The organism is Rathayibacter festucae DSM 15932, assembly GCF_004011135.1.
GTDB lineage: Bacteria > Actinomycetota > Actinomycetes > Actinomycetales > Microbacteriaceae > Rathayibacter > Rathayibacter festucae.
In genome coordinates this window covers 3,454,452-3,475,391 of the sequence record NZ_CP028137.1, presented here as the reverse complement: position 1 = coordinate 3,475,391, position 20,940 = coordinate 3,454,452, and the positions used below count along the sequence as shown (strand labels likewise).

Here is a 20,940-nt window from a genome sequence, read left to right as displayed (position 1 = left end):
CGCCCGCGGGCCGCGGTGTCCGACCCCCGACGTAGGCTTGACGCCATGACCTCGACGACGCCTCGCTCCGGTATCGACCTCTCCGAACTCGACCCGGCGACGCGTCCGCAGGACGACCTCTACCGCCACGTCAACGGCCTGTGGATCGACCGCACCGAGATCCCGAGCGACAAGGCGCGCTACGGCTCCTTCCACGTGCTCCAGGAGGAGGCGGAGAAGGCGGTCCGCGACATCATCGTCGAGGCGCAGTCCGCCCCGCAGGGCACGGAGGCGCGCATGTTCGGCGACCTCTACACCTCCTTCCTCGACGAGGAGCGCGCCGAGGAGCTCGGCGCCGCTCCGCTCGCCGACGACCTCGCGGCCGTGCAGCGCGTCGACTCGATCGCCGGACTGCTGCAGGCCGTCGGCGCCTTCGAGCGCGCGGGCGTCCCCGGCCTCTTCGGCCTCTTCGTCGACAACGATCCGGGCGACCCCGAGCGCTACCTCGTGTTCGTCAACCAGGGCGGCCTCGGCCTGCCCGACGAGAGCTACTACCGCGAGGAGGAGTTCGCCTCCGTCCGCGAGGCGTACCTGCCCTTCGTCGCCCGCATGCTCGGGTTCGCCGGCATCGACTCGCCGGAGTCGCGCGCCGAGCGCATCGTCGCGCTCGAGACCGACCTCGCCGCCGTGCACTGGGACAAGGTGCGCAGCCGCGACAGCCAGGCCACCTACAACCTCCGCTCCTGGGCGGAGGTCACCGAGCTCGCCGCCGGCATCGACCTCGACGTCTGGTTGACCGCGATGGGCGCGCCGGAGGGGGCGCTCGCCGAGGTCGTCGTGCGCCAGCCGAGCTTCCTCGAGGGGCTCGCCGGCCTGCTGACCGACGACCGCCTCCCCGCCTGGCGCGACTGGCTGTCCTGGCAGGTGATCCGCGGCGCCGCGGCCTACCTCTCCAGCGACTTCGTCGACGCCAACTTCGACTTCTACGGCCGCACCCTCACCGGCACGCCGCAGAAGCGCGAGCGCTGGAAGCGCGCCGTCTCGCTCGTCGAGGGCTCGCTCGGCGAGGCCGTCGGCCGGATCTACGTCGAGCGGCACTTCCCCGAGACGGCGAAGGCCGCGATGGACGTCCTCGTCGCGAACCTGATCGAGGCCTACCGCCGCTCGATCGTGGACCTCGAGTGGATGGGCGCCGACACCCGCGAGCGCGCGCTGGAGAAGCTCGCGAAGTTCACGCCGAAGATCGGCTACCCGGTCCGCTGGCGCGACTACTCCGCCCTCTCGATCGACCCGGCGGACCTGGTCGGCAACGCCCGCCGCGTCGCCGCCTTCGAGTTCGACCGCGAGCTCGGCAAGATCGGCAAGCCGCTCGACCGCGACGAGTGGTTCATGACGCCGCAGACCATCAACGCGTACTACAACCCCGGCTTCAACGAGATCGTCTTCCCCGCCGCGATCCTGCAGTTCCCCTTCTTCGATGAGACCCGCGACGCCGCGGCGAACTACGGCGCGATCGGCGCCGTCATCGGCCACGAGATCGGCCACGGCTTCGACGACCAGGGCTCGCGCTTCGACGGCGACGGCCGCCTCACCGACTGGTGGACCGAGGACGACCGGGCCGCGTTCGAGGAGCGCACGAAGGCCCTCATCGCGCAGTACGACGCCCTCGCCCCCGCGACGACGCCCGGCCACCACGTCAACGGCGCGCTCACCATCGGCGAGAACATCGGCGACCTCGGCGGTCTCAGCATCGCGTGGAAGGCCTACCTGCTCTCGCTCGACGGCGAGGAGTCGCCCGTGATCGACGGCCTGACCGGCGCGCAGCGCTTCTTCCTCTCCTGGGCGCAGGCCTGGCAGCAGAAGGCGCGCGACGAGGAGACGATCCGTCTGCTCGCCATCGACCCGCACTCGCCGTCGGAGTTCCGCTGCAACCAGATCGTCCGGAACCTGGACGAGTTCTACGCTACTTTTGACGTCACCGAAGGCGACTCCCTCTGGCTCCCGCCGAGCGAGCGCGTCGCCATCTGGTAGTCGCTGCCGACTGCCGTCCCGCACCACGGGCGAGCGGCGGGCATCGAGAGCCGACCGATGCCTTCCGCGCCGTCCGTCCACCGACGCGTCGTCGCGGTGGATCCCGCTCCTCCCCTCCGCACCGACCGTTCCACCGACCCGGAGAGAGGCCGCAGCCGTGGTGATCCCCGCCCACGAGACCCGTCGCGAGAGTCGTCGCGCCCGCCGCGGCCGGCACAAGGGCGACTACGACCACGACGACTTCCAGCGCGGCTTCGACGCGCTCGGCCGGCTCGCCCTGGACGGCGTCGTGGTGTCGGCCCGCGCGGTCGACCTCGGCACCGGCCGCGCCCTCTTCGCGGTCGACGACTCCGTCTCCATGCCGACGGCGTCCGTCGGCACGATCGTGCTCCTGGTCGAGGTCGCGGCGCGGCTCGCCACCGACCCGCAGGAGAACCTGCGCCTCGTCGACCGCACCGCCGCCGACGCCGTCACCGGCACGGGGATCTGGCAGCACCTGCAGATCCCGTCGATGCCGATCGCCGATCTCGCCGCCCTCGTCGGCGCGACCAGCGACAACCTGGCCACCAACGTCCTCCTGCGCCGGGTCGGACTCGACGCCGTCCGCGAGCGGGCCGAGGCGCTCGGCCTCTCGCGCACCGCCCTGCTCGACGTCGTCCGCGACGAGCGCGGTCCGGACGACGCTCCGCAGCTCTCCATCGGCTCGGCCAGCGAGCTGACCTGGCTGCTCGCGACCCTCGCGAACGGCGAGGTCGTCGACCCCGCGGTCAGCTCGCGCGTCATCGGCTGGCTCTCGCTGAACAGCGACCTGTCGATGGTCGCCTCGGCCTTCGGCCTCGACGCGCTCTCGCACCGGCAGCCCGACCACGGCGTCCTGCTCGTCAACCGGACCGGCACCGACGTCGGCGTCCGCGCCGAGGTCGGCGTGCTCCGCGGCCCGCGCGCCGGCGTCGCCTACGCCGTCATCACGCAGTTCGACGACTCGAGCCTGCGCTACCGCCTCGCGGTGCTCGACGGCATGCGCACGCTGGGCGTCGACCTGCTGGAGTACGTGCACTGAGCACCGCGGCGGGCGCCCGCTGCCGCTCGTTCGCTCGAGGCGCGAGCTCGCCGACCTCCGGCTCGTGGAACGTCGTCCGGCTCGCCGGAATCGCGCGATCCTGCGTGCCGGAGTCCGTCGTGCGTGCCGGAGGGGTCCGCTCGCCTCCCGGCGGGATGTTCGGCACGCCGAATCACGTCCGGCTCGCACGAAGCGCACGATTCCGCGTGCCCAGGTCGGTTCCGCGTGCCCAGGTCGGTTCCGCGTGCCGGAGGTGCTCGCCGGGGGCGGCGCCGTCAAGCAGGTGACCGGGCTCGGAGGCGCGATCTAGGCTGCCCGCAGCGGCGCCGCCTCCCGGTGCGCCGCGGAGAGGACACCATGAGCAGCTTCGGCTTCGACGCCCCCGAGGACGTCACCGACACGACCCGTCCCGCCGCCGACTCCCTGCCGGTCCCCCCGGAGGACCCGGCCGAGGTCGACGACACGGAGGCGACCGGAGAGGCGACCGACGAGGGAGCCGACTCCCGTCTCGACGACGATGCGCGCCTCGACGACGACCAGGACCCGCCGGAGCACCCCTTCGTCCCCTCGCCGAGCTGAGCGACGGACCGGGCTCCGGCCCGGCGCGTGCACAACTGAGGCTGGAAGGGCCGGATCGGCCCTGAAACGCTCGATCCGCGGCTTCCAGCCTCAGTTGTGCACGCCCTCAGCGGCTGACGTCGATGCGAGCGGCCGGGGACGAGACGGCCGACCCTCCTCAGCCGCGGAACGCCCCGCGGTAGCGCGCCGCCGGGTGCCGCGGATTCAGCCGCGCGGACCCGGTCAGCCGCTCGCGCAGCCCGCCGGGCGCGTACTCCGAGCGGGCCAGGCCGCGGGAGCGCAGCACGGGCATCACCTCGTCGACGAACTCGACGTAGCTGTCGGGCAGCGACCAGTGGTTGAGGTTGATGCCGTCGACGCCCGCATCGCGCAGCTCCGACAGCCGGTCGGCGATCTGCTCGGGCGTCCCGACGACGCGCTGGTGCCGGCCGACGGTGAGTCGCGCCAGGTCCGCGACGGTCGCGTCCCGGTCGGGCAGCAGCCGGATCATCGACTCGAGTGTGCTGCGATTGCCGTTGGTGACGATGTCGCGCAGCCTCGTCTCGGGCGGGAAGGGCTTCCCGTCGGCCTGGTCGACGCTCAGCCCCGCGTGCAGCAGGTGGGCGTCGACGCTGCTGTACTCGCCGAGCTCGGCCTCGCGCTCGCGGGCCTCGCGCTCGGTGCTGCCGACGATCACCGACAGGGGCGAGAAGAACAGCACGTCGGCGCCCCGGCGCCCCGCCGCCTCCGTGAGCGCCCGCGTCGAGGCGATCAGCTCGCGGGTCTGCTCCGTCGTCGAGCCGCCGACGAACTGCGCCTCCGCGTGCCGGGCCGCGAAGGCCCGACCGGCGGGGGAGGAGCCGGCCTGGAAGAGGAACGGTGTGCGCTGCGGCGACGGCGCCGAGAGGTGCGGGCCCTCGACCCGGTAGCTCGCGCCGGCGTGATCGATGCGGTGCACCGACTCCGGACGGGAGTACGCGCCGGCCTGGTCGCGGACCGAGGCGTCGTCGTCCCACGACCCCTCCCACAGCTTGTAGACGACGTCGAGGTACTCCTCGGCCTGCGCGTAGCGGTCGTCGTGCTCGGTCAGGCGGTCGAGGCCGAAGTTGCGGGCCGCGTTCTCCTGGTAGCTGGTGACGATGTTCCAGGCGACCCGGCCCTTCGAGAGGTGGTCGAGCGTCGACATCCGCCGCGCGAACTCGAACGGGTGCGCCTGCAGGATCGAGCTGGTCATCGCCAGTCCCAGGTGCTCGGTCGAGCCGATCAGGGCGGCGAGGAGGATCGACGGGTCGTTGTTCGGCAGCTGCAGTCCCTCGCGCGCGTTCACCTCGAGCGAGGCGCCGACCGCCCCGTAGGTGCCCACGACGTCCGCGAAGAAGATCGCGTCGAACACCCCGCGCTCGAGCGTCCTCGCCACCTCGATCCAGTGCCCGAGGTCCTCGAACGCGCCGGGCCTCGCCCCGGGCCGCCGCCACTGGCCGTGGTGGATGTGCGAGGGCGTGTTCATCACGAACGCGTTGAAGAGCAGCGGGCGGGGAACGGTCATGCGGGTGCTCCTGAGGACGCGGGTGCGGACGTCGGTCTCGTGCGAGGCGATCGTACGGTGAGCGCGCCGGACACGACGCGAGTGGCGTTGCCGGGTCTCGATACGCCGCCTGCGGCGGCTCCTCGACCAGCATGCTCGGCCGTGATGATCCGATGGCCCGCCGACCAGCATGCTCCGGCGGATGCGGTTGCATGCTGATCGAGTAGCCCGCGAAGCGGGCGTATCGAGATCCACCACCGCCGGAAGTGGAGTCGGCAGTTCCGCTCTGCTGGTGACCGTTGGTCTGGATACGCCGCCTGTGGCGGCTACTCGACCAGCATGATCGTCCGCCTACTCCCGCGGGGTCGACCCCGGCTTGATGCGCTGGGCCAGGCGCTTCAGCGGGTGCGCCGGCTCGCGCTCGAGCGGCTCCTCCACCTCGAGGCCGTAGAACGAGCCGATGTCGCCGACGAAGGCGGCCCGGCGGGCCTTGTCGTAGGCGCGGATCTCCCTCCGGAAGGCGATCACCGTCGCGACGCACATCAGGATCATCACCACGCTGAACGGCAGCGCCGAGAGGATCGCGGCCGTCTGCAGCGCGTCGAGGCCGCCCGCGATCAGCAGCGAGAGCGCGAGCAGCGCCGTCGCGAGCGCGAAGAAGATGCGGATGCGGTTGCGCGGCTCCGCGTCGCCGCCGGTGGCGATCATCGACATCACCAGGGCGCCGGAGTCGGCGGAGGTGACGAAGAAGATGCCGATCAGGATGATCGCGCCGACCGTGAGCACGGAGCCCGCGGGCAGGCCCTGCAGCATCTCGAAGAGCGCCGCGTCGGTGCTGACCGAGCCGTCGGCGCCGACGAGCCCGCCGTCGCCGTACAGCTCGCGGTAGAGCGCGGTGCCGCCGAGCACGCTGAACCAGAGGAAGGTCATGATGGTCGGCACCAGCAGCACGCCCGCGACGAACTCGCGGACGGTCCGGCCCTTCGAGACCCGGGCGATGAAGATGCCGACGAACGGCGCCCACGACATCCACCAGCCCCAGTAGAACGTCGTCCAGGTCGCCTGCCAGGCCTCGCCCTCCTGGCCGGCGTAGGCGCTGACCGTGAAGGTGAGGCCGATGAAGTTCTGCAGGTAGTTGCCGAGCGACTGCACGAACTCGCGCAGCAGGAACTGGGTCGGGCCGGCGACCAGCACGAACACGAGCAGCGCGGCGGCGAGCAGCAGGTTGCCGGTCGAGAGCCACTTCATGCCCTTGCCGACACCGGAGACCAGCGAGAACACGGTGAGGGCGGTCACGACCGCGATCACGATGATCTGCACGGTGAGCGAGGAGTCGACGATGCCGCTCGCCTCCAGTCCCGCGGAGATCTGGGTGACGCCCAGGCCGAGCGAGGTGGCGACGCCGAACATCGTGCCGACGAGGGCGACCACGTCGATGGCGTTGCCCCAGCCGCCGCGGACGCGACGGCCCAGCAGCGGCTCGAGCGCCCAGCGGATCGACACCGGGCGCTTGCGGCGGTGGATCGCGTAGGCGAGGGCGAGGCCGACGACGACGTAGATCGACCAGGCGTGCACGCCCCAGTGCAGATAGGTCTGCGAGATGGCGCTCTGCGCGAGCTCCGTCTCGGTGCCGGTGACGCCGGGGCGCGGGGTGGCGAAGTGGGTGAGCGGCTCCGCGACGCCGTAGAAGACGAGGCCGATGCCCATCCCGGCCGCGAAGAGCAGCGAGATCCAGGAGAGCATCGAGAACTCGGGCTCGTCGTCGTCGGCGCCCAGCTTGATGTCGCCGAAGCGGCTGACGCCCATCCAGATCGCGAAGGCGACGAAGACGGCGGCGATCAGCACGTAGTACCAGCTGAAGGTGTTCACCACGGTGGTCTGCAGGGAGGCGAAGACGCTGGTGGCGGCGTCCGGCGCGATGATCGCGAAGGCGGCGATGGAGAGCGTGATCACCGCCGCGGGCCAGAACACCCAGCGGGCGAGGCGCTGCGGCGGCCTCGCGGTGGTGTCGGCGGCGGGCGGGACGGCGATGTCCGGGGCGGAAGGCTTGTCGGACATGGGGTCCTCTCGTCGGCGGCAACCTGCCACGGTACACGGGCGGTCGTGACCGCGTCCGGCGGCCCGGTGGCGCAAGGTCCCCGATCGAGGGTCCCGGGGGCCGTGCGGGCGGGTCGGTCCCGACCGCGGCGACCGGCGTGCGCGAGGCTGGACCTGTGCAGTTCAGAGTCTTCACCGAACCCCAGCAGGGCGCGAGCTACGAGGATCTCCTCGCGGTCGCGCAGGCGACCGAAGCCCTCGGCTACGACGGCTTCTTCCGCTCCGACCACTATCTCCGGATGGGCGACGGCGATCCCGGCCCCGGCCCGACCGACGCCTGGACGACCCTCGCGGGCCTCGCGCGCGAGACCGAGCGGATCGCGCTCGGCACCCTTGTCTCCTCCGTCACCTACCGGCCGCCGGGGATCCTCGCGATCCAGGTCGCCCAGGTCGACGCGATGTCGGGCGGCCGCGTAGAGCTCGGGCTCGGCACCGGCTGGTTCGAGGAGGAGCACGCCGCGTACGGCATCGACTTCCCGCCGCGTCGCTTCGACCTGCTCGAGGAGCAGCTTGAGATCGTCACCGGCCTCTGGTCGACGCCGGTCGGCGAGCGCTACTCGTTCGCGGGCGAGCACTACACGCTGACCGACTCGCCCGCGCTGCCCAAGCCCGCGCGCCTGCCGCTGCCGGTGATCGTCGGGGGAGGAGGACCGAAGCGCACCCCGCGGCTCGCGGCCCGCTTCGCCAGCGAGTTCAACCTGCCCTTCCCCGAGTTCGACGCGATCCCCGGCGCGTTCGAGCGCGTCGACGAGGCGTGCGTCGCGATCGGCCGCGAGCCGTCCTCGCTCGTGCACTCGGTCGCGCTGATCGCGGTCGGCGGAGCGGACGAGGCGGAGTTCGTCCGGCGCGCCGCGGCGATCGGCCGCGAGCCCGCCGAGCTGCGCGAGCACGGTGTCGCCGGCGGCGTCGACGAGACCGTCGACCGCCTCGAGTCCCTGCGCGCGGCCGGCGCCGAGCGCGTCTACCTCCAGTTCATGGACCTCCAGGACCTCGACCACCTCGACTTCTTCGCCCGCGAGGTGCTGCCGCGCCTGTCGGCCTGAGATCCGCTGAAGAGGAGCGCGCATGCTGCTGATCGAGGAGCGCGCTTCGCGCGCACCATGCTGATCGAGTAGCCCGCGGAGCGGGCGTATCGAGATCCACCGTTGTGCAGAGGCCGGGTCTCGATACGCCGCCGGAGGCGGCTACTCGACCAGCATGGAGTGCCGCTGCGCGGCGGCTCCGTTGTCAGGGGGGTGCCGCTTCGCGGCTCCTCGGCCAGCAGGCGTCCGCCGCGCCGCCGCGACCTAGGCTGGAGGGATGGTGGACACGATCGAGCGCGCCGACGAGCGGCTGGCGACCCGCTCGGCCGCCGAGGTGCCGTGGGTCGTGCTCGTCTGGGACGACCCGGTCAACCTGATGTCGTACGTGTCCTACGTGTTCCGCAGCTACTTCGGCTTCGGTCGCGCCGAGGCCGAGCGGCTCATGCTCCAGGTGCACACGGAGGGGCGCGCCGTGGTCGCGACCGGCAACCGCGAGGAGATGGAGCGTCACGTGGAGGCGATGCACGGCTACGGCCTGTGGGCGACGCTGCAGAAGGCCGACGCATGACCGGCCGACTCACGGCGGGCAGGCCCTGATGCGCTCCTTCCGCCGCGACTCCTCCGGTGCCGCCGTCGCCCGCTTCGACCGCGAGGAGGCCGGGATCCTCCGCCACCTCGCCGGCGAGATGCTCGAGCTGCTCGATCGCGGCACGAGCGAGGACGCGCGCAACGACCCCGCGCTGGCGCGGCTGCTGCCCGACGCCTACCGCGACGACGACGAGGCCGCCGCCGAGTTCCGCCGCTTCACCGCCCCGGATCTCGCCGGCCGCAAGATGGGCGACGCCCGCGCGATCACCGCCGCGCTCGACGCCGGCGAGGGCTCCGGCCACGCCCGCGTCTTCGCCGGTCTCGGCGAGGTCGCCGTCCGGCTCGAGCCGCCGCAGGCGCTGTCCTGGCTCCGCGGGCTCACCGACATGCGCCTCGCCCTCGCCGCCCGCCTCGGCATCATCGACACCGACGAGTTCGAGCCGGAGGACGAGACCGGGCAGGCGATCCGCGCGGTCTACGACTGGCTCGGCAGCGTCCAGGACGGCCTGGTCCGCGCGATCGACGTGTGATCCTGCCGCCGGCGCGTCACTCCCAGCCGCTGACGACGACCTTGCCCGGGCGTCCGCCGGCCTCGACCAGGCGGTGCGCCTCCGCGAGCGTCGCCGCGTTCAGCGGGGACAGCTCGCGGGCGAGCGTCGTGCGCAGCACCCCCTCGTCCAGCAGCCCGGACATCTCCTGCAGGAGGTCGTGCTGGGCGGAGAGGTCCGCCGTCGCGAACATCGGGCGCGTGAACATCAGCTCCCAGTGCACCGACACCGACTTCCGCTTGAGCGGCACGACGTCCAGGACCGCCGGATCGTCGATCACGGCGATCGCGCCCTGCGGGGCGATCGCGTCCACGAACGCCGGGAGGTTGACCGACGTCCCGGTCAGCGAGGCGATGAGGTCGACGGGTCCCAGGCGCTTCAGCTCCCGCGCGAGGTCGCGGTGGTCGATCACCCGGTGGGCGCCGAGATCGCGCACCCACTGCTGCGACTCGGGGGTGGAGGCGGTCGCGATCACCTCGAGACCGGTGAGGCGCGCGGCGAGCTGGACCAGGATCGAGCCGACACCGCCGGACGCGCCCGCGATCAGCAGGCGACGGCCACGGCCGCCGCCGCGCTCGACGCCGAGCCGGTGGAAGAGCAGCTCCCAGGCCGTGATCGCGGTGAGCGGCAGCGCGGCGGCCTCGGCGTCGGAGAGCCGGGCGGGCTTCCGGCCGACGATCCGCTCGTCCACCAGGTGCAGCTCCGCGTTCGTGCCGGGCCGGGTGATCGAGCCCGCGTAGAAGACCTCGTCGCCCGGGGCGAACAGCGTGACGTCCGCGCCGACCGCCTCGACCGAGCCGACGGCGTCGTAGCCGAGGACCTTCGGCGACGCCTCGGGCCGGCCGGAGGCGCGGATCTTCGTGTCGACCGGATTGATCGACACGGCGCGGACCCGCACGAGCAGATCGTGACCGGTCGCCGACGGCTCCGGGAGCTCGACATCGGTGAGCACCTCGGGTGCTCCGTGCCGGGTGATCGCGACGGCGCGCATCAGAGTGCTCCGCTCGGGGTCGCGGCGCTCTCGAGCGGTCGGTCCGCGGAGGGGAAGTCCGTGTAGCCCCGCGCGTCCCCGCCGTAGAGCAGGTCCGGATCGAGAGCCGCGAGGGGCGCGCCGGTCGCGATCCGGGCGGGGAGGTCCGGATTCGCGACGAACGGCCGGCCGAACGCGACCAGGTCGGCGTGGCCGGCGGCGAGGATCCGCTCCGCGCGCTCCGGGGTGTAGCCGCCCGCGACGACGATCCGGCCGGAGAAGGCGTCGCGCAGCCGGGTGCGGAAGGCGTCGGGGATCGCGGGCGCGTCGTCCCAGTCGGCCTCGGCGAGGTGCAGGTAGACCAGGCCGATCCGGTCGACGCGGCGGGCCAGCTCGAGGACCGTCTCCTCGATCCCGGGGCAGTCCATCCCCCGGGCGGTGATCTGCGGCGACAGGCGCAGGCCCACCCGGTCGGCGCCGATCGCCCCGGCGACCGCGGTCGCGACCTCGACGGCGAAGCGGAGACGCCCGTCGAGGGAGCCGCCGTACTCGTCGGTGCGGTGGTTCGACGTCGTGCGCAGGAACTGGTCGATCAGGTAGCCGTTGGCGCCGTGCAGCTCCATGCCGTCGAAGCCGGCCTCGACGGCGGCGGCCGCCGCGCGGCGGTAGTCCTCGACGACGCCGCGGACCTCCTCGGTCGTCAGCGCCCGCGGCGTGCTGGTCGGGACCATCGTGCCGACGCCGTCGACGCTGACCCAGACCCGCGCGTCGGAGTCGAGGGCGCTCGGAGCGACGGGCGCCGCGCCGTCGTGGAAGGAGCGGTGCGACATCCGCCCGACGTGCCAGAGCTGCGCGAAGATCCGCCCGCCCGCCGCGTGGACGGCCTCCGTGACGAGGCGCCAGCCCGCGATCTGCTCGGCGCTGTGCAGGCCCGGCGTGAAGCTGTAGCCCTGCCCGGACAGCGAGATCTGGGTCGCCTCCGAGACGATCAGCGCCGCCGACGCGCGCTGCGCGTAGTACTCGGCGTTCAGGCGCCGGGGGATGTTCCCGGGCTGGGCGGAGCGCGACCGGGTCATCGGCGCCATCACGACACGATGGGGCAGGGGCAGGGATCCGAGAGCGATCGGTTCGAGGAGAGAGGTCATGCGGAGAGCGTGCCGCGGAGGTGAGGAGAAGTCAAAGTACTCTTCACTCCTCTCTTGATAACCTCGGCTTATGGTGACCGTCCGGCAGTGGGAGTACTTCCTCCGAGTGGTCGACACCGGCTCCTTCACCGGGGCCGCGGACGAACTGGGGGTCACCCAGCCCGGGCTCTCGCAGCAGATCCGCGCCCTCGAGCGCGAGCTCGGCGGACGCCTGCTCGACCGGCTCCCGCGCGCGGTCGCCCTCACCCCGCTCGGGCGCGCCGTGCTCGCGCCGGCCCGGGCCGTCGTCGCGGACGCGCAGCGCGCCCTGGCGGCCGCGGCGGACGTCGTGGCCGCGCGGACGGGGACGATCGACGTCGTGACGGTCACGTCGATCGGGCTCGGCGTGCTCCCCGGCGTCCTCGAGATCTGGCTGCAGGAGCATCCGGGGGCGAGCGTCACCGTCCTCGAGCACCAGTCCGTCGACGCGGTGGTCTCGGCCATGAGCGCGGGGGCCGGCGACGTCGCGATCGCTCCGATGCCGCGGGCGTGGACCGGCCCGTCCCGCCTGATCGGGCGGGAGGAGTTCGTCGTCGTCGGCCGCGCCGGTCATCCGCTCGCCGACGGAGGGCCGGTGGACCTCGCCGCGCTGGCCGACGAGCCGTGGGTGCACTTCACGCCCGAGCACGGCCTCGCGGGAGTGCTGGACCGCTACGCCGCCGAGGCGGGCTTCACGCCGCGCGTCGCGCTGCGCACCCCGCAGACCGCGGCCGTCCCGCGGTTCGCCGCGGCGGGCGTCGGGCTCGGACTGGTCCCGCGGAACATCCTCGACGGCGGCTTCCACGGGGTCGTCCTGCCGCTGCATCCCGCCCGCACGCGGGCCGTCCGCGCCTTCACGCGGGCGGACCCCGATCCGCTCGTCGCCGCCTTCATCGAGACGGTCGCCGCCCACGCCGATCTCGCCGGTCCGGCACCGGGGGCGGCCTGACTCCCTCGAGGATCGAGAGATCTCCACAGCTGTGGACAAACCTGTGGAGAGATGTGGAGAACGGGCGTCCTCGCCGGTGCCCGCCGCCGCGGATCGCCCGTCCCGCAGCGGATCCGGCCGAGCAGAGGGTGTGGAAACGCGAGGTGTCCGGTCGGTGAACCCGTGCCCCTGGAACAGGGGATCCGGCTCCCGGTTCGACGCCGGGGGCGGAACCGCGTACCGTCCGGACCGTGAACACTCCTTCAGGAACCCAGGCCAAGCGCGCCGCGGACGACGCGCAGGACTCGACCGCGGTGCGCACGCTCGCCCGCGGGGGCTACGCCGCGAACGGCCTCGTCCACGTCCTCATCGGCGTCATCGCCCTGCAGATCGCGACCGGCGGCCAGGGCGAGGCCGACCAGTCCGGCGCGCTCGGCTCGCTCGCCGCGCAGCCCGGGGGACTGGTCGTGCTCTGGGTCTGCGCGATCGGGCTCTTCGGACTCGCGCTGTGGGGTGCGCTCGAGGCGTTCCTGGTGGCGGGCGGCGACAGCGCCGCGTCCCGCTGGGGCAGCCGTCTCAAGGAGGTGGCGAAGGCCGTCGTCTACCTCGCGCTCGGCATCACGACCCTGCGCTTCGCGATGGGCGGCAGCTCCGACTCGTCCGAGACGTCCGAGAGCGCGAGCGCGCAGGTCCTCGCCGCGCCCGGCGGGGTGGTGCTGCTCGTGATCGCCGGGCTCGCGATCCTCGCGGTCGGCGGCGTCTTCGTCTACCGAGGCGCGTCGAAGAAGTTCCTCAAGAACGTCGCACTGCCGGGCGGGACGGCCGGCCGCGTGGTCACCGGTCTCGGCATCGCGGGCTACGTCGCGAAGGGCGTCGTGCTCGGCGTGCTCGGGATCCTGGTGATCATCGCCGCTGTGACGCACGACCCGGCGCAGGCGGGCGGCCTGGACGAGGCGCTGAAGACGCTGACCGAGCTGCCGTTCGGCGTCGTGCTGCTCGGCGTCGTCGCCGTCGGGCTGATCGCCTACGGCGCGTTCTGCTTCGCCCGGGCGCGCTGGCCGAGGCTCTGAGGACCTCTGCCGCCGAGTCCGCGGGAGGGCTCGGCGCGATAGCCGTCGCGCAGCCCGCCCATGCGCGCCGGATCCGCACCGCGCCGCCGTCCCGGCCCGCGCCGCCGTCGGGCTCCTGATCCCCGGAAGGACGCCGCAGGAGAGCGCGGAGCCGTGACGGGGGAACGGGGCCCGGGGCCGATACCCCCTGACGGGTGTGATCGCAAGCAGTGCCTCGGTCCACGTTTCAGTGACACTCTGTGCAGATGCATGCAGGTGGCGACGACGCGAGCGCGGAGCGGGTCCGCCCTGCCCTGGCCGAGACGGCCGCGCGCCTGCTCCGGGCCGTCGCGACCGGCGACCGCGCCGCGTTCGCCGAGCTGTTCGACCGCTTCGGCGGGCTCTTCTCCGCCTCGATCGCCACGGTGCACGCCGACGCCTCCACGCGTGACCGGCTCTGCACCGAGGCCTTCGCCGCCGTCTGGCGCCGTGCCCGGGAGGGCGCCCACGCCCCGGAGCCGGTGCTCTGGCTGCTCGAGGTGCTCTGCGAGACGCTCGGCTCCTCCCGGGAGGGCTCGCGCCGCCCGCTCGCCGAGGGGCTCCTCGCGCTGGCCTGCCCGGACCGCGAGCTGCTGCTGCTCGCCGTGGCCGGTCGCTACTCCCAGCCCGAGATCGCCGCGCTCACGGGCGTCCGCGAGTCGCGACTGCGCGCGGTCCTCCGCGACGCGCTCGGCTCCCTCCGCGGCGGCCTCGGCGACGGGCGCCTCACCGCCTGACCGGCGGCGCCGTCTCCTCGAGAACTCGCCGTCTCCCCCGCGGCGGCTCCGACGGGCGTAAACTTGAGTCACCCGAACTCAACTTTCGAACCGCAAGGAGGAGATGCAGATGCAGGCCGGTCGGACACCCCAGCAGGACGAGTCGTCCGCTCTCGCGCAGTACGGCGTCGACCTGACCGCGATCGCGGCGAGCGGCAAGCTCGACCCGGTCATCGGACGGGACGCCGAGATCCGCCGCGTCAGCCAGGTGCTCACGCGCCGCACCAAGAACAACCCGGTGCTCATCGGCGAGCCCGGCGTCGGCAAGACGGCGGTCGTCGAGGGGCTCGCGCAGCGGATCGTCGCGGGCGACGTCGCCGACAGCCTCAAGGGCAAGCGGCTCGTCAGCCTCGACCTCTCCGCGCTGATCGCGGGAGCGAAGTACCGCGGCGAGTTCGAGGAGCGGCTGAAGGCCGTCCTCGCCGAGATCAACGACTCCGGCGGCCGCATCATCACCTTCATCGACGAGCTGCACACCCTGATGGGCGCCGGCGGCGGCGAGGGCTCGGTGGCGGCGGCGAACATGCTCAAGCCGATGCTCGCCCGCGGCGAGCTGCGGATGATCGGCGCCACCACGCTCGACGAGTACCGCCAGTACATCGAGAAGGACGCGGCCCTCGAGCGCCGCTTCCAGCAGGTCTTCGTCGGCGAGCCGACGGTCGAGGACACGGTCGCGATCCTCCGCGGGCTGAAGGAGCGCTACGAGGCGCACCACAAGGTCGCCATCGCCGACTCCGCGCTGATCGCCGCCGCCTCGCTGTCCAACCGCTACATCACCGCCCGCCAGCTGCCGGACAAGGCCATCGACCTGATCGACGAGGCCGCCTCGCGCCTGCGGATGGAGATCGACTCCGCGCCGGTCGAGATCGACGAGCTGCGCCGCTCCGTCGACCGGCTGAAGCTCGAGGAGCTCGCGTTGAAGAAGGAGAAGGACGAGGCCTCGAAGGCGCGGCTGGAGACGCTGCGCGAGGACCTCGCCCGCCGCGGCGCCCACCTCGCCGAGCTGCAGCAGCGCTGGGAGCGCGAGCGCGCCTCCCTCAACCGCATCGGCGATCTCAAGAACCGGCTCGACGCGCTGCGGATCGCGGCCGAGCGGGCCCAGCGCGAGGGCAACCTCGAGCGCGCCTCCCGCCTGCTCTACGGCGACATCCCCGCCGCCGAGAGCGAGCTCGCGGCCGCCGAGCAGGAGGAGCAGCCGGCCGAGGGCCGCATGGTCAACGAGCAGGTCACCTCGGACGACATCGCCGCGGTCATCGCCGCCTGGACCGGCATCCCGGTCGGCCGGCTGATGCAGGGCGAGACCGAGAAGCTGCTGCACCTTGAGACCGAGCTGCACCGGCGCCTGATCGGCCAGAACGAGGCGGTCTCGGCCGTCGCCGGCGCCGTCCGCCGCACCCGCGCCGGCGTCTCCGACCCCGACCGGCCGACCGGGTCGTTCCTCTTCCTCGGACCGACCGGCGTCGGCAAGACCGAGCTGGCGAAGGCGCTGGCCGACCACCTCTTCGACGACGAGAAGGCGATGGTGCGCATCGACATGTCGGAGTACGGCGAGAAGTTCGCCGTCTCGCGGCTCGTCGGCGCCCCTCCCGGCTACATCGGCTACGAGCAGGGCGGCCAGCTGACGGAGGCGGTCCGCCGCCGGCCGTACTCGGTCGTGCTGCTCGACGAGATCGAGAAGGCGCACCCCGAGGTCTTCGACGTGCTGCTGCAGGTGCTCGACGACGGCCGGCTCACCGACGGCCAGGGGCGGACGGTCGACTTCCGCAACACGATCCTCATCCTCACCTCGAACCTCGGCTCGCAGTTCCTGGTGGACCAGTCCCTGACCCGCCCGCAGAAGGTCGAGGCGGTGCAGCAGATGGTGCGCCAGGCCTTCAAGCCCGAGTTCGTGAACCGGCTCGACGACATCGTCGTGTTCGAGGCGCTCGACCGCACCGAGCTCGGCGAGATCGTCTCGCTCTACGTCGACCGGCTCTCGCGCCGGCTGGCGGAGCGGCGTCTCGACCTCGCCGTCACGCCCGCCGCCCGCGGCTGGCTGGCCGAGCGCGGCTACGACCCGCAGTACGGCGCTCGCCCGCTGCGCCGCCTGATGCAGCAGGAGATCGACGACCGGCTGGCGACGGCCCTCCTCGACGGCTCCATCCGCGACGGCGACGTGGTGCTCGTCGACGCGGGCCCGGACGGCCTGCTGGTCTCCGCGGGCCTCGCGACGCCGTAGGCCCCGCGACCCCGCACGGTCCGCACCGCCTGTCGCCCCCCCGTCCCCGACCCTCCCCTCCCATTCCTCAAAAGTTGCGGTAGTCGCGCGCCACTACCGCAACTTCTGGAGAGTGGAGCGGGCGGCCGGGGGCGGGGGCTCCTCCACAGGGGGCGATCGCGGGCGGGCCGTCCACAGTCGCCGCCCGGGCGCCTCGCCGGGCGCGCGTCTGCGGGTAGCGTCCCGCCCATGAATTCCCCGTCTCCCGCCGCCGGCGCGCGCATGGCCGAACTCGCGCCCGAGGAGCGGCCGCGCGAGCGGCTCCGCGCCCGCGGTCCCGAGGCGCTGACCGACGCGGAGACGCTGGCCGTGCTGATCGGCAGCGGGGTCCGCGGGGCGAACGCGACCGTCGTCGCGCAGCGTCTGCTCGCGCGCTTCGGCGGCATCGACGCGGTGTCGCGCGCGGGCGTGGCCGACCTGGTCCGCCAGCGCGGCGTCGGCGAGGTCGCCGCCTGCCGCATCGTCGCGTCCTTCGAGCTGCGGCGGAGGATGAACCGCGCCGGTCGGGCCGCGCGCGTCGTCGACGCGGCCGGCCTCGCCGAGCTGGTGACGCCGCTGCTCGCCGCGCGGCCGACCGAGACCGTGCTGGCCGTCGCGCTGACCGCCGCCGGGGCCGTCCGCGACGTGATCGCGCTCGCCGACGGACCGCCCAGCCACGCGGAGGTGCCGGTCGCCGAGATCCTGGCCGAGGTGCTGGCGCGCGGTGCGGCCGGCGTCGGCCTCGCGCACAGCCACGCCGGCGCGGCGGACGTCCTCTCCTCCGACCTCGCCGCGACCCGGGCCCTCGCCGAGGCGTGCGCGGCCTGCGGGCTGCGGTTCGTCGCGCACGTCGTCGTCGGCGCCGACGGCTGGCGGGAGGCGCCGCCGTAGCAGCCGCGGACGTTCGTGCAAGCCCCTGACCGGCCACCCTTCCACCCCGCGGCGGCGGCGTACCGTGGACGAGCCCCCACCCCCTCTCGAGCAGGAGTCCCCATGCGAGCAACGATCATCCACGGCGAGCGCGACGTCCGACTCGAGGAGGTGCCCGACCCCGTGCTCTCGACCGGGCGCGACGCGATCGTCCGCGTCACCGCCGCCTGCGTCTGCGGCTCCGACCTCTGGCCGTACCGCGGCGTCACCCCGACGAAGGAGGCGCACCGCATCGGCCACGAGTTCGTCGGCGTCGTCGAGGAGATCGGCGACGACGTGCACGACATCGCGGTCGGCGACTTCGTGATCGCCCCCTTCTACGTCTGCGACGGCACCTGCGCCAACTGCGCGAACGGCGTCTCGACCTCCTGCCTCACCGGCGGCTGGTGGGGCGCCGAGGTCGGCGAGCAGGGCTTCGCCGACGGCGCGCAGGGCGAGAAGGTCCGCGTCCCGCTCGCCGACGGCACGCTCTTCCCGGTCGGCACCGACGTCGACCCGACGCTGATCCCGAGCCTGCTCACCCTCGCCGACGTGATGGGCACCGGTCACCACGCCGCCGTCTCGGCCGGCGTCACCGCGGGCTCCACGGTCGCGGTCGTCGGCGACGGCGCGGTCGGCCTCTGCGCCGTGCTCGCGGCCAAGCGCCTCGGCGCGACCACGATCATCGCGATGTCGCGGCACGAGTCCCGCCAGGCGCTCGCCACCCGCTTCGGCGCGACCCACATCGTCGACACCCGCGGTGACGAGGGCGTCGCCCGCGTCCGCGAGCTCACCGACGGCATCGGCGCGGACTGCGTCCTGGAGTGCGTGGGCACCAAGGAGTCGATGCAGCAGGCGCTCGACTCGGCACGCCCCGGCGGCATGGTCGGCTACGTCGGCGTCCCCAACGGCGGGCCGGAGCTGCCCGTGCGCCAGATGTTCGGCTCGAACGTCGGCGTCAACGGCGGTGTCGCGCCGGTCCGCGGCTACATGGCGGAGCTGCTGCCCGACGTGCTGAGCGGCGCGATCGAGCCGGGCCTCGTCTTCGACCTGGAGCTGCCGCTCGAGGAGATCGCCGAGGCGTACGCCGCGATGGACGAGCGCCGCGCGATCAAGACCCTCGTGCGGCCGTAGCGGGAGCCGGTCGTGCGCATCGAGGTCGAGACGCCCCGCGGCGTCGTCGCCGGGGTCGCGGAGGACGGCGTCGCCCGGTTCCTCGGCGTCCCCTTCGCGGAGGCGCCGGTGGGCGACCGCCGGTTCCGCGCGGCCGAGCCGCGGGCGCCGTTCGACGGCGTCTTCGAGGCGGACGCCTACGGGGCGACGCCTCAGCGCGGCCGCCCCTTCGAGTTCACGACCATCCCCGAGCACTCGATCCCGGGCGAGGACACGCTGACGCTGAACGTGTTCGCCCCCGCTGAGCCGGCCGGCTCGCTGCCCGTGCTCGTCTACCTGCACGGCGGCGGCTACGTCACCGGAGCGGCCTCGAGCGACTGGCACGACGGCTCGGCCTTCGCGCGCGACGGTGTGATCGTCGTGACCGCCGCCTACCGGCTGGGGGTCGACGGCTTCGGTGTCGTCGAGGGCGACGCGAACCGCGGGGTCCGCGACTGGCTGGCGGCCCTCGAGTGGGTCCGCGAGAGCATCGGCGCGTTCGGCGGCGACTCCGGACGGGTCACGATCGCCGGCCAGTCCGCGGGCGGCGGCGCCGTGCTCACCCTGCTCGGCTGCGCCGAGGCGCAGCCGCTCTTCGCGCGCGCCGTCGCCATCTCGCCCACCGATCGCAGCGTCCCCATCGAGGAGGCGGAGGAGCAGCTCGCCGCCTTCGCGCACGCCCTCGGCGTCGAGCCCACCCGCGCCGGGCTCGCCTCGCTCGACCAGGACGCTCTCTCCGAGACCGCCGCCCTCACGATGATGCCCGGGTCGGGTCACGCGATCGTCTTCGCGCCGGTCTCTGGCGACGCGCTCCTGCCCCTGCCCGTGTCCGAGGCGACCGCGACGACCGGCCTCGACAAGCCGCTCCTGATCGGGGCGACCGCCGACGAGTTCGACAGCCCGCGCCTCGAGCGCGAGCCCGGGGCGGCACCCCGCACGACCGACCTGCTGTTCCGCCGCGCGGTGCTGCAGGCGGCGCGGAACCGTGCCGCAGGACCGGCGCCGACCTGGCTCTACGCCTTCGACCGGCTCTCGCCCGCGACCGGCGGCGCGTCGCACTGCCTCGACCTGCCGTTCTTCTTCGACCACCTCGACGCCGAGGCGACCGGCCGGGTGCTGGGCGAGGACCCGCCCGCGGCGCTCGCCACGGTGATGCACGGCGAGCTGGTGGCCTTCGTCCGCGGAGAGGAGCTGCCCTGGCCGCCGGCGCACGGCGCGGAGGGCGACGCGGTGCGCGTCTACGACGTCGAGCCGGCGGTCGTGCCCGGCCACTACGACGACGTGCTGCCGCTCGTCTCGGACCCGCGGGCATGAGCGGATCCGCGCGCGCGGCCGCACCGCGCTTCCACCCCGACCTCGCGCTCGGCCGCCTCGTCCCGCCGATCGTGCTCGGACCGCGGCTGCTCCGCCTCGGAACCCGGCGCACCGCCGTCGGCGGGGAGGCGCCGCCCGACCTGCTCGTCGAGGACCTCCAGGTCCCGGGCCCGGACGGCCACCCGGTCCCGGTCCGCAGCTACCGTCCGCGCACCCTCCGCGGTGCCGCGCCCGCGCTGGTCTGGGTGCACGGCGGCGGCATGGTGCTCGGCAGCCGCTTCGACGACGAGTCCTCGAACATCGCCTTCGCCCGCACCCTCGGCATCACCGTCCTCTCCGTCGGCTACCGGCTCGCGCCCGCCCATCCGGCGCCGGCCGCCCTCGAGGACGTGCTGGCCGCGTTCCGCTGGCTCGCCGCGCACGCCGAGGAGCGGGGAGTCGATCCCGAGCGGATCGCGCTGGGCGGGGCGAGCGCGGGCGGCGGGCTGGCCGCAGGAGCGACCCTCCTGGCCCACGACCGCGGGGGAGCGCAGCCCGCGTTCCAGCTGCTCGTCTACCCGATGCTGGACGATCGCACCGTCACCCGACCCGGACCGGTTCCCCGCGGCGTCCGCGTCTGGACGCCGGGCAGCAACCGCTTCGGCTGGACGTCCTACCTCGGCGCGGAGCCCGGCGGGCCCGACGTCTCGCCGTACGCCGCGCCCGCCCGCCGCGACGACCTCTCGGGGCTCCCGCCCGCATGGATCGGCGTCGGCACCCTCGACCTCTTCCACGACGAGGACGTCCGCTACGCCGAGCGCCTGCGCGCGGCCGAGGTGCCCTGCGAGCTCGAGATCGTCGACGGCGCGTTCCACGGCTTCGACGCCCTCTTCTCCCGCACCGGCGTGGCGAAGCGCTTCTGGGCGGCGAAGGCCGCCGCCCTGGGGAGGGCACTGGGCGTCTGAGGGCGCGCGATCCGGGCCGAGCCGGACGGCGGGTCGGGCCGTGCGAGGTGCC

At 73.6% G+C, this 20,940-nt stretch carries 18 protein-coding genes; 14 read left to right on the top strand and 4 right to left on the bottom strand.

The window, feature by feature from the left end:
- Positions 1–45: 45 nt before the first annotated feature.
- The 3 genes from C1I64_RS15845 to C1I64_RS15835 all read left to right on the top strand — a co-directional run bounded on the left by C1I64_RS15845 (position 46) and on the right by C1I64_RS15835 (position 3,649).
- On the top strand, positions 46–2,010 hold the full coding sequence (locus C1I64_RS15845) for a M13 family metallopeptidase (protein WP_127887866.1): 1,965 nt from the start codon (positions 46–48) through the stop codon (positions 2,008–2,010).
- 157 nt (positions 2,011–2,167) lie between these two features.
- The gene (locus C1I64_RS15840; RefSeq protein ID WP_123447174.1) at positions 2,168–3,070 is read left to right on the top strand and encodes a serine hydrolase; all 903 of its coding nucleotides are present in this window, start codon (positions 2,168–2,170) and stop codon (positions 3,068–3,070) included.
- A gap of 357 nt (positions 3,071–3,427) precedes the next feature.
- Positions 3,428–3,649 (top strand): hypothetical protein, encoded by a 222-nt coding sequence (locus tag C1I64_RS15835; protein WP_123734439.1) that lies wholly within the window; start codon positions 3,428–3,430, stop codon positions 3,647–3,649.
- A gap of 157 nt (positions 3,650–3,806) precedes the next feature.
- On the opposite strand, the gene C1I64_RS15830 is transcribed toward C1I64_RS15835, so the two are convergent.
- The gene (locus C1I64_RS15830; protein ID WP_127887865.1) at positions 3,807–5,174 is read right to left on the bottom strand and encodes an NtaA/DmoA family FMN-dependent monooxygenase; all 1,368 of its coding nucleotides are present in this window, start codon (positions 5,172–5,174) and stop codon (positions 3,807–3,809) included.
- A 330-nt stretch (positions 5,175–5,504) separates the two neighbouring features.
- Entirely contained in the window at positions 5,505–7,211 is a 1,707-nt protein-coding gene (locus tag C1I64_RS15825) for a BCCT family transporter (RefSeq protein ID WP_127887864.1), read from the bottom strand.
- Positions 7,212–7,366: 155 nt separating this feature from the next.
- Between C1I64_RS15825 and C1I64_RS15820 the strand changes: the two genes are divergently transcribed.
- From C1I64_RS15820 to C1I64_RS15810, 3 genes are all read left to right on the top strand, one after another.
- Complete coding sequence (locus C1I64_RS15820; protein WP_123447170.1) at positions 7,367–8,293, top strand: LLM class F420-dependent oxidoreductase; 927 nt, start codon at positions 7,367–7,369, stop codon at positions 8,291–8,293.
- Between the two features lie 256 nt (positions 8,294–8,549).
- Positions 8,550–8,840 carry an ATP-dependent Clp protease adapter ClpS gene (gene clpS / locus C1I64_RS15815; RefSeq protein WP_123706048.1) on the top strand — a complete coding sequence of 97 codons (291 nt, stop codon included), beginning with the start codon at positions 8,550–8,552 and terminating at the stop codon, positions 8,838–8,840.
- 28 nt (positions 8,841–8,868) lie between these two features.
- Positions 8,869–9,390, top strand: coding sequence for a DUF2017 domain-containing protein (locus C1I64_RS15810; RefSeq protein ID WP_127887863.1), 522 nt, complete (start codon positions 8,869–8,871; stop codon positions 9,388–9,390).
- 16 nt (positions 9,391–9,406) lie between these two features.
- Here C1I64_RS15810 and C1I64_RS15805 read toward each other — a convergent pair whose 3' ends face one another.
- The gene (locus tag C1I64_RS15805; RefSeq protein WP_127887862.1) at positions 9,407–10,399 is read right to left on the bottom strand and encodes a zinc-binding alcohol dehydrogenase family protein; all 993 of its coding nucleotides are present in this window, start codon (positions 10,397–10,399) and stop codon (positions 9,407–9,409) included.
- On the bottom strand, positions 10,399–11,523 hold the full coding sequence (locus C1I64_RS15800) for an alkene reductase (protein WP_127887861.1): 1,125 nt from the start codon (positions 11,521–11,523) through the stop codon (positions 10,399–10,401). Before C1I64_RS15800 ends, C1I64_RS15805 begins: the two co-directional genes overlap by 1 nt.
- Before the next feature lie 70 nt (positions 11,524–11,593).
- On the opposite strand from C1I64_RS15800, the gene C1I64_RS15795 reads away from it, so the two are divergent.
- From C1I64_RS15795 to C1I64_RS15760, 8 genes are all read left to right on the top strand, one after another.
- Positions 11,594–12,490 (top strand): LysR family transcriptional regulator, encoded by an 897-nt coding sequence (locus C1I64_RS15795; RefSeq protein WP_127887860.1) that lies wholly within the window; start codon positions 11,594–11,596, stop codon positions 12,488–12,490.
- Between the two features lie 230 nt (positions 12,491–12,720).
- Complete coding sequence (locus C1I64_RS15790; protein WP_208645147.1) at positions 12,721–13,539, top strand: DUF1206 domain-containing protein; 819 nt, start codon at positions 12,721–12,723, stop codon at positions 13,537–13,539.
- A 245-nt stretch (positions 13,540–13,784) separates the two neighbouring features.
- Positions 13,785–14,294: a sigma-70 family RNA polymerase sigma factor gene (locus C1I64_RS15785; protein WP_127887859.1), complete on the top strand. Its 510-nt coding sequence runs from the start codon at positions 13,785–13,787 to the stop codon at positions 14,292–14,294.
- A 109-nt stretch (positions 14,295–14,403) separates the two neighbouring features.
- Entirely contained in the window at positions 14,404–16,551 is a 2,148-nt protein-coding gene (locus C1I64_RS15780; RefSeq protein WP_123706241.1) for an ATP-dependent Clp protease ATP-binding subunit, read from the top strand.
- Positions 16,552–16,779: 228 nt separating this feature from the next.
- Positions 16,780–17,460: a JAB domain-containing protein gene (locus C1I64_RS15775; protein ID WP_127887858.1), complete on the top strand. Its 681-nt coding sequence runs from the start codon at positions 16,780–16,782 to the stop codon at positions 17,458–17,460.
- A gap of 102 nt (positions 17,461–17,562) precedes the next feature.
- Positions 17,563–18,612 (top strand): zinc-dependent alcohol dehydrogenase family protein, encoded by a 1,050-nt coding sequence (locus tag C1I64_RS15770; protein ID WP_127887857.1) that lies wholly within the window; start codon positions 17,563–17,565, stop codon positions 18,610–18,612.
- A gap of 12 nt (positions 18,613–18,624) precedes the next feature.
- The gene (locus C1I64_RS15765; protein WP_127887856.1) at positions 18,625–19,944 is read left to right on the top strand and encodes a carboxylesterase/lipase family protein; all 1,320 of its coding nucleotides are present in this window, start codon (positions 18,625–18,627) and stop codon (positions 19,942–19,944) included.
- The gene (locus C1I64_RS15760) at positions 19,941–20,888 is read left to right on the top strand and encodes an alpha/beta hydrolase fold domain-containing protein (RefSeq protein WP_127887855.1); all 948 of its coding nucleotides are present in this window, start codon (positions 19,941–19,943) and stop codon (positions 20,886–20,888) included. The genes C1I64_RS15765 and C1I64_RS15760 overlap by 4 nt, the downstream gene beginning before the upstream one ends.
- The last annotated feature ends 52 nt before the right edge of the window (positions 20,889–20,940 follow it).

Excerpts from the sequence above, each read along its gene's own strand:
- C1I64_RS15845 (WP_127887866.1), top strand. The coding sequence starts at position 46 with ATGACCTCGACGACGCCTCGCTCCGGTATCGACCTCTCCGAACTCGAC.
- C1I64_RS15835 (WP_123734439.1), top strand. The coding sequence starts at position 3,428 with ATGAGCAGCTTCGGCTTCGACGCCCCCGAGGACGTCACCGACACGACC.
- C1I64_RS15830 (WP_127887865.1), bottom strand. The coding sequence starts at position 5,174 with ATGACCGTTCCCCGCCCGCTGCTCTTCAACGCGTTCGTGATGAACACG.
- C1I64_RS15825 (WP_127887864.1), bottom strand. The coding sequence starts at position 7,211 with ATGTCCGACAAGCCTTCCGCCCCGGACATCGCCGTCCCGCCCGCCGCC.
- clpS (WP_123706048.1), top strand. The coding sequence starts at position 8,550 with ATGGTGGACACGATCGAGCGCGCCGACGAGCGGCTGGCGACCCGCTCG.
- C1I64_RS15810 (WP_127887863.1), top strand. The coding sequence starts at position 8,869 with ATGCGCTCCTTCCGCCGCGACTCCTCCGGTGCCGCCGTCGCCCGCTTC.
- C1I64_RS15805 (WP_127887862.1), bottom strand. The coding sequence starts at position 10,399 with ATGCGCGCCGTCGCGATCACCCGGCACGGAGCACCCGAGGTGCTCACC.
- C1I64_RS15800 (WP_127887861.1), bottom strand. The coding sequence starts at position 11,523 with ATGACCTCTCTCCTCGAACCGATCGCTCTCGGATCCCTGCCCCTGCCC.
- C1I64_RS15795 (WP_127887860.1), top strand. The coding sequence starts at position 11,594 with ATGGTGACCGTCCGGCAGTGGGAGTACTTCCTCCGAGTGGTCGACACC.
- C1I64_RS15785 (WP_127887859.1), top strand. The coding sequence starts at position 13,785 with ATGCATGCAGGTGGCGACGACGCGAGCGCGGAGCGGGTCCGCCCTGCC.
- C1I64_RS15780 (WP_123706241.1), top strand. The coding sequence starts at position 14,404 with ATGCAGGCCGGTCGGACACCCCAGCAGGACGAGTCGTCCGCTCTCGCG.
- C1I64_RS15775 (WP_127887858.1), top strand. The coding sequence starts at position 16,780 with ATGAATTCCCCGTCTCCCGCCGCCGGCGCGCGCATGGCCGAACTCGCG.
- C1I64_RS15770 (WP_127887857.1), top strand. The coding sequence starts at position 17,563 with ATGCGAGCAACGATCATCCACGGCGAGCGCGACGTCCGACTCGAGGAG.
- C1I64_RS15760 (WP_127887855.1), top strand. The coding sequence starts at position 19,941 with ATGAGCGGATCCGCGCGCGCGGCCGCACCGCGCTTCCACCCCGACCTC.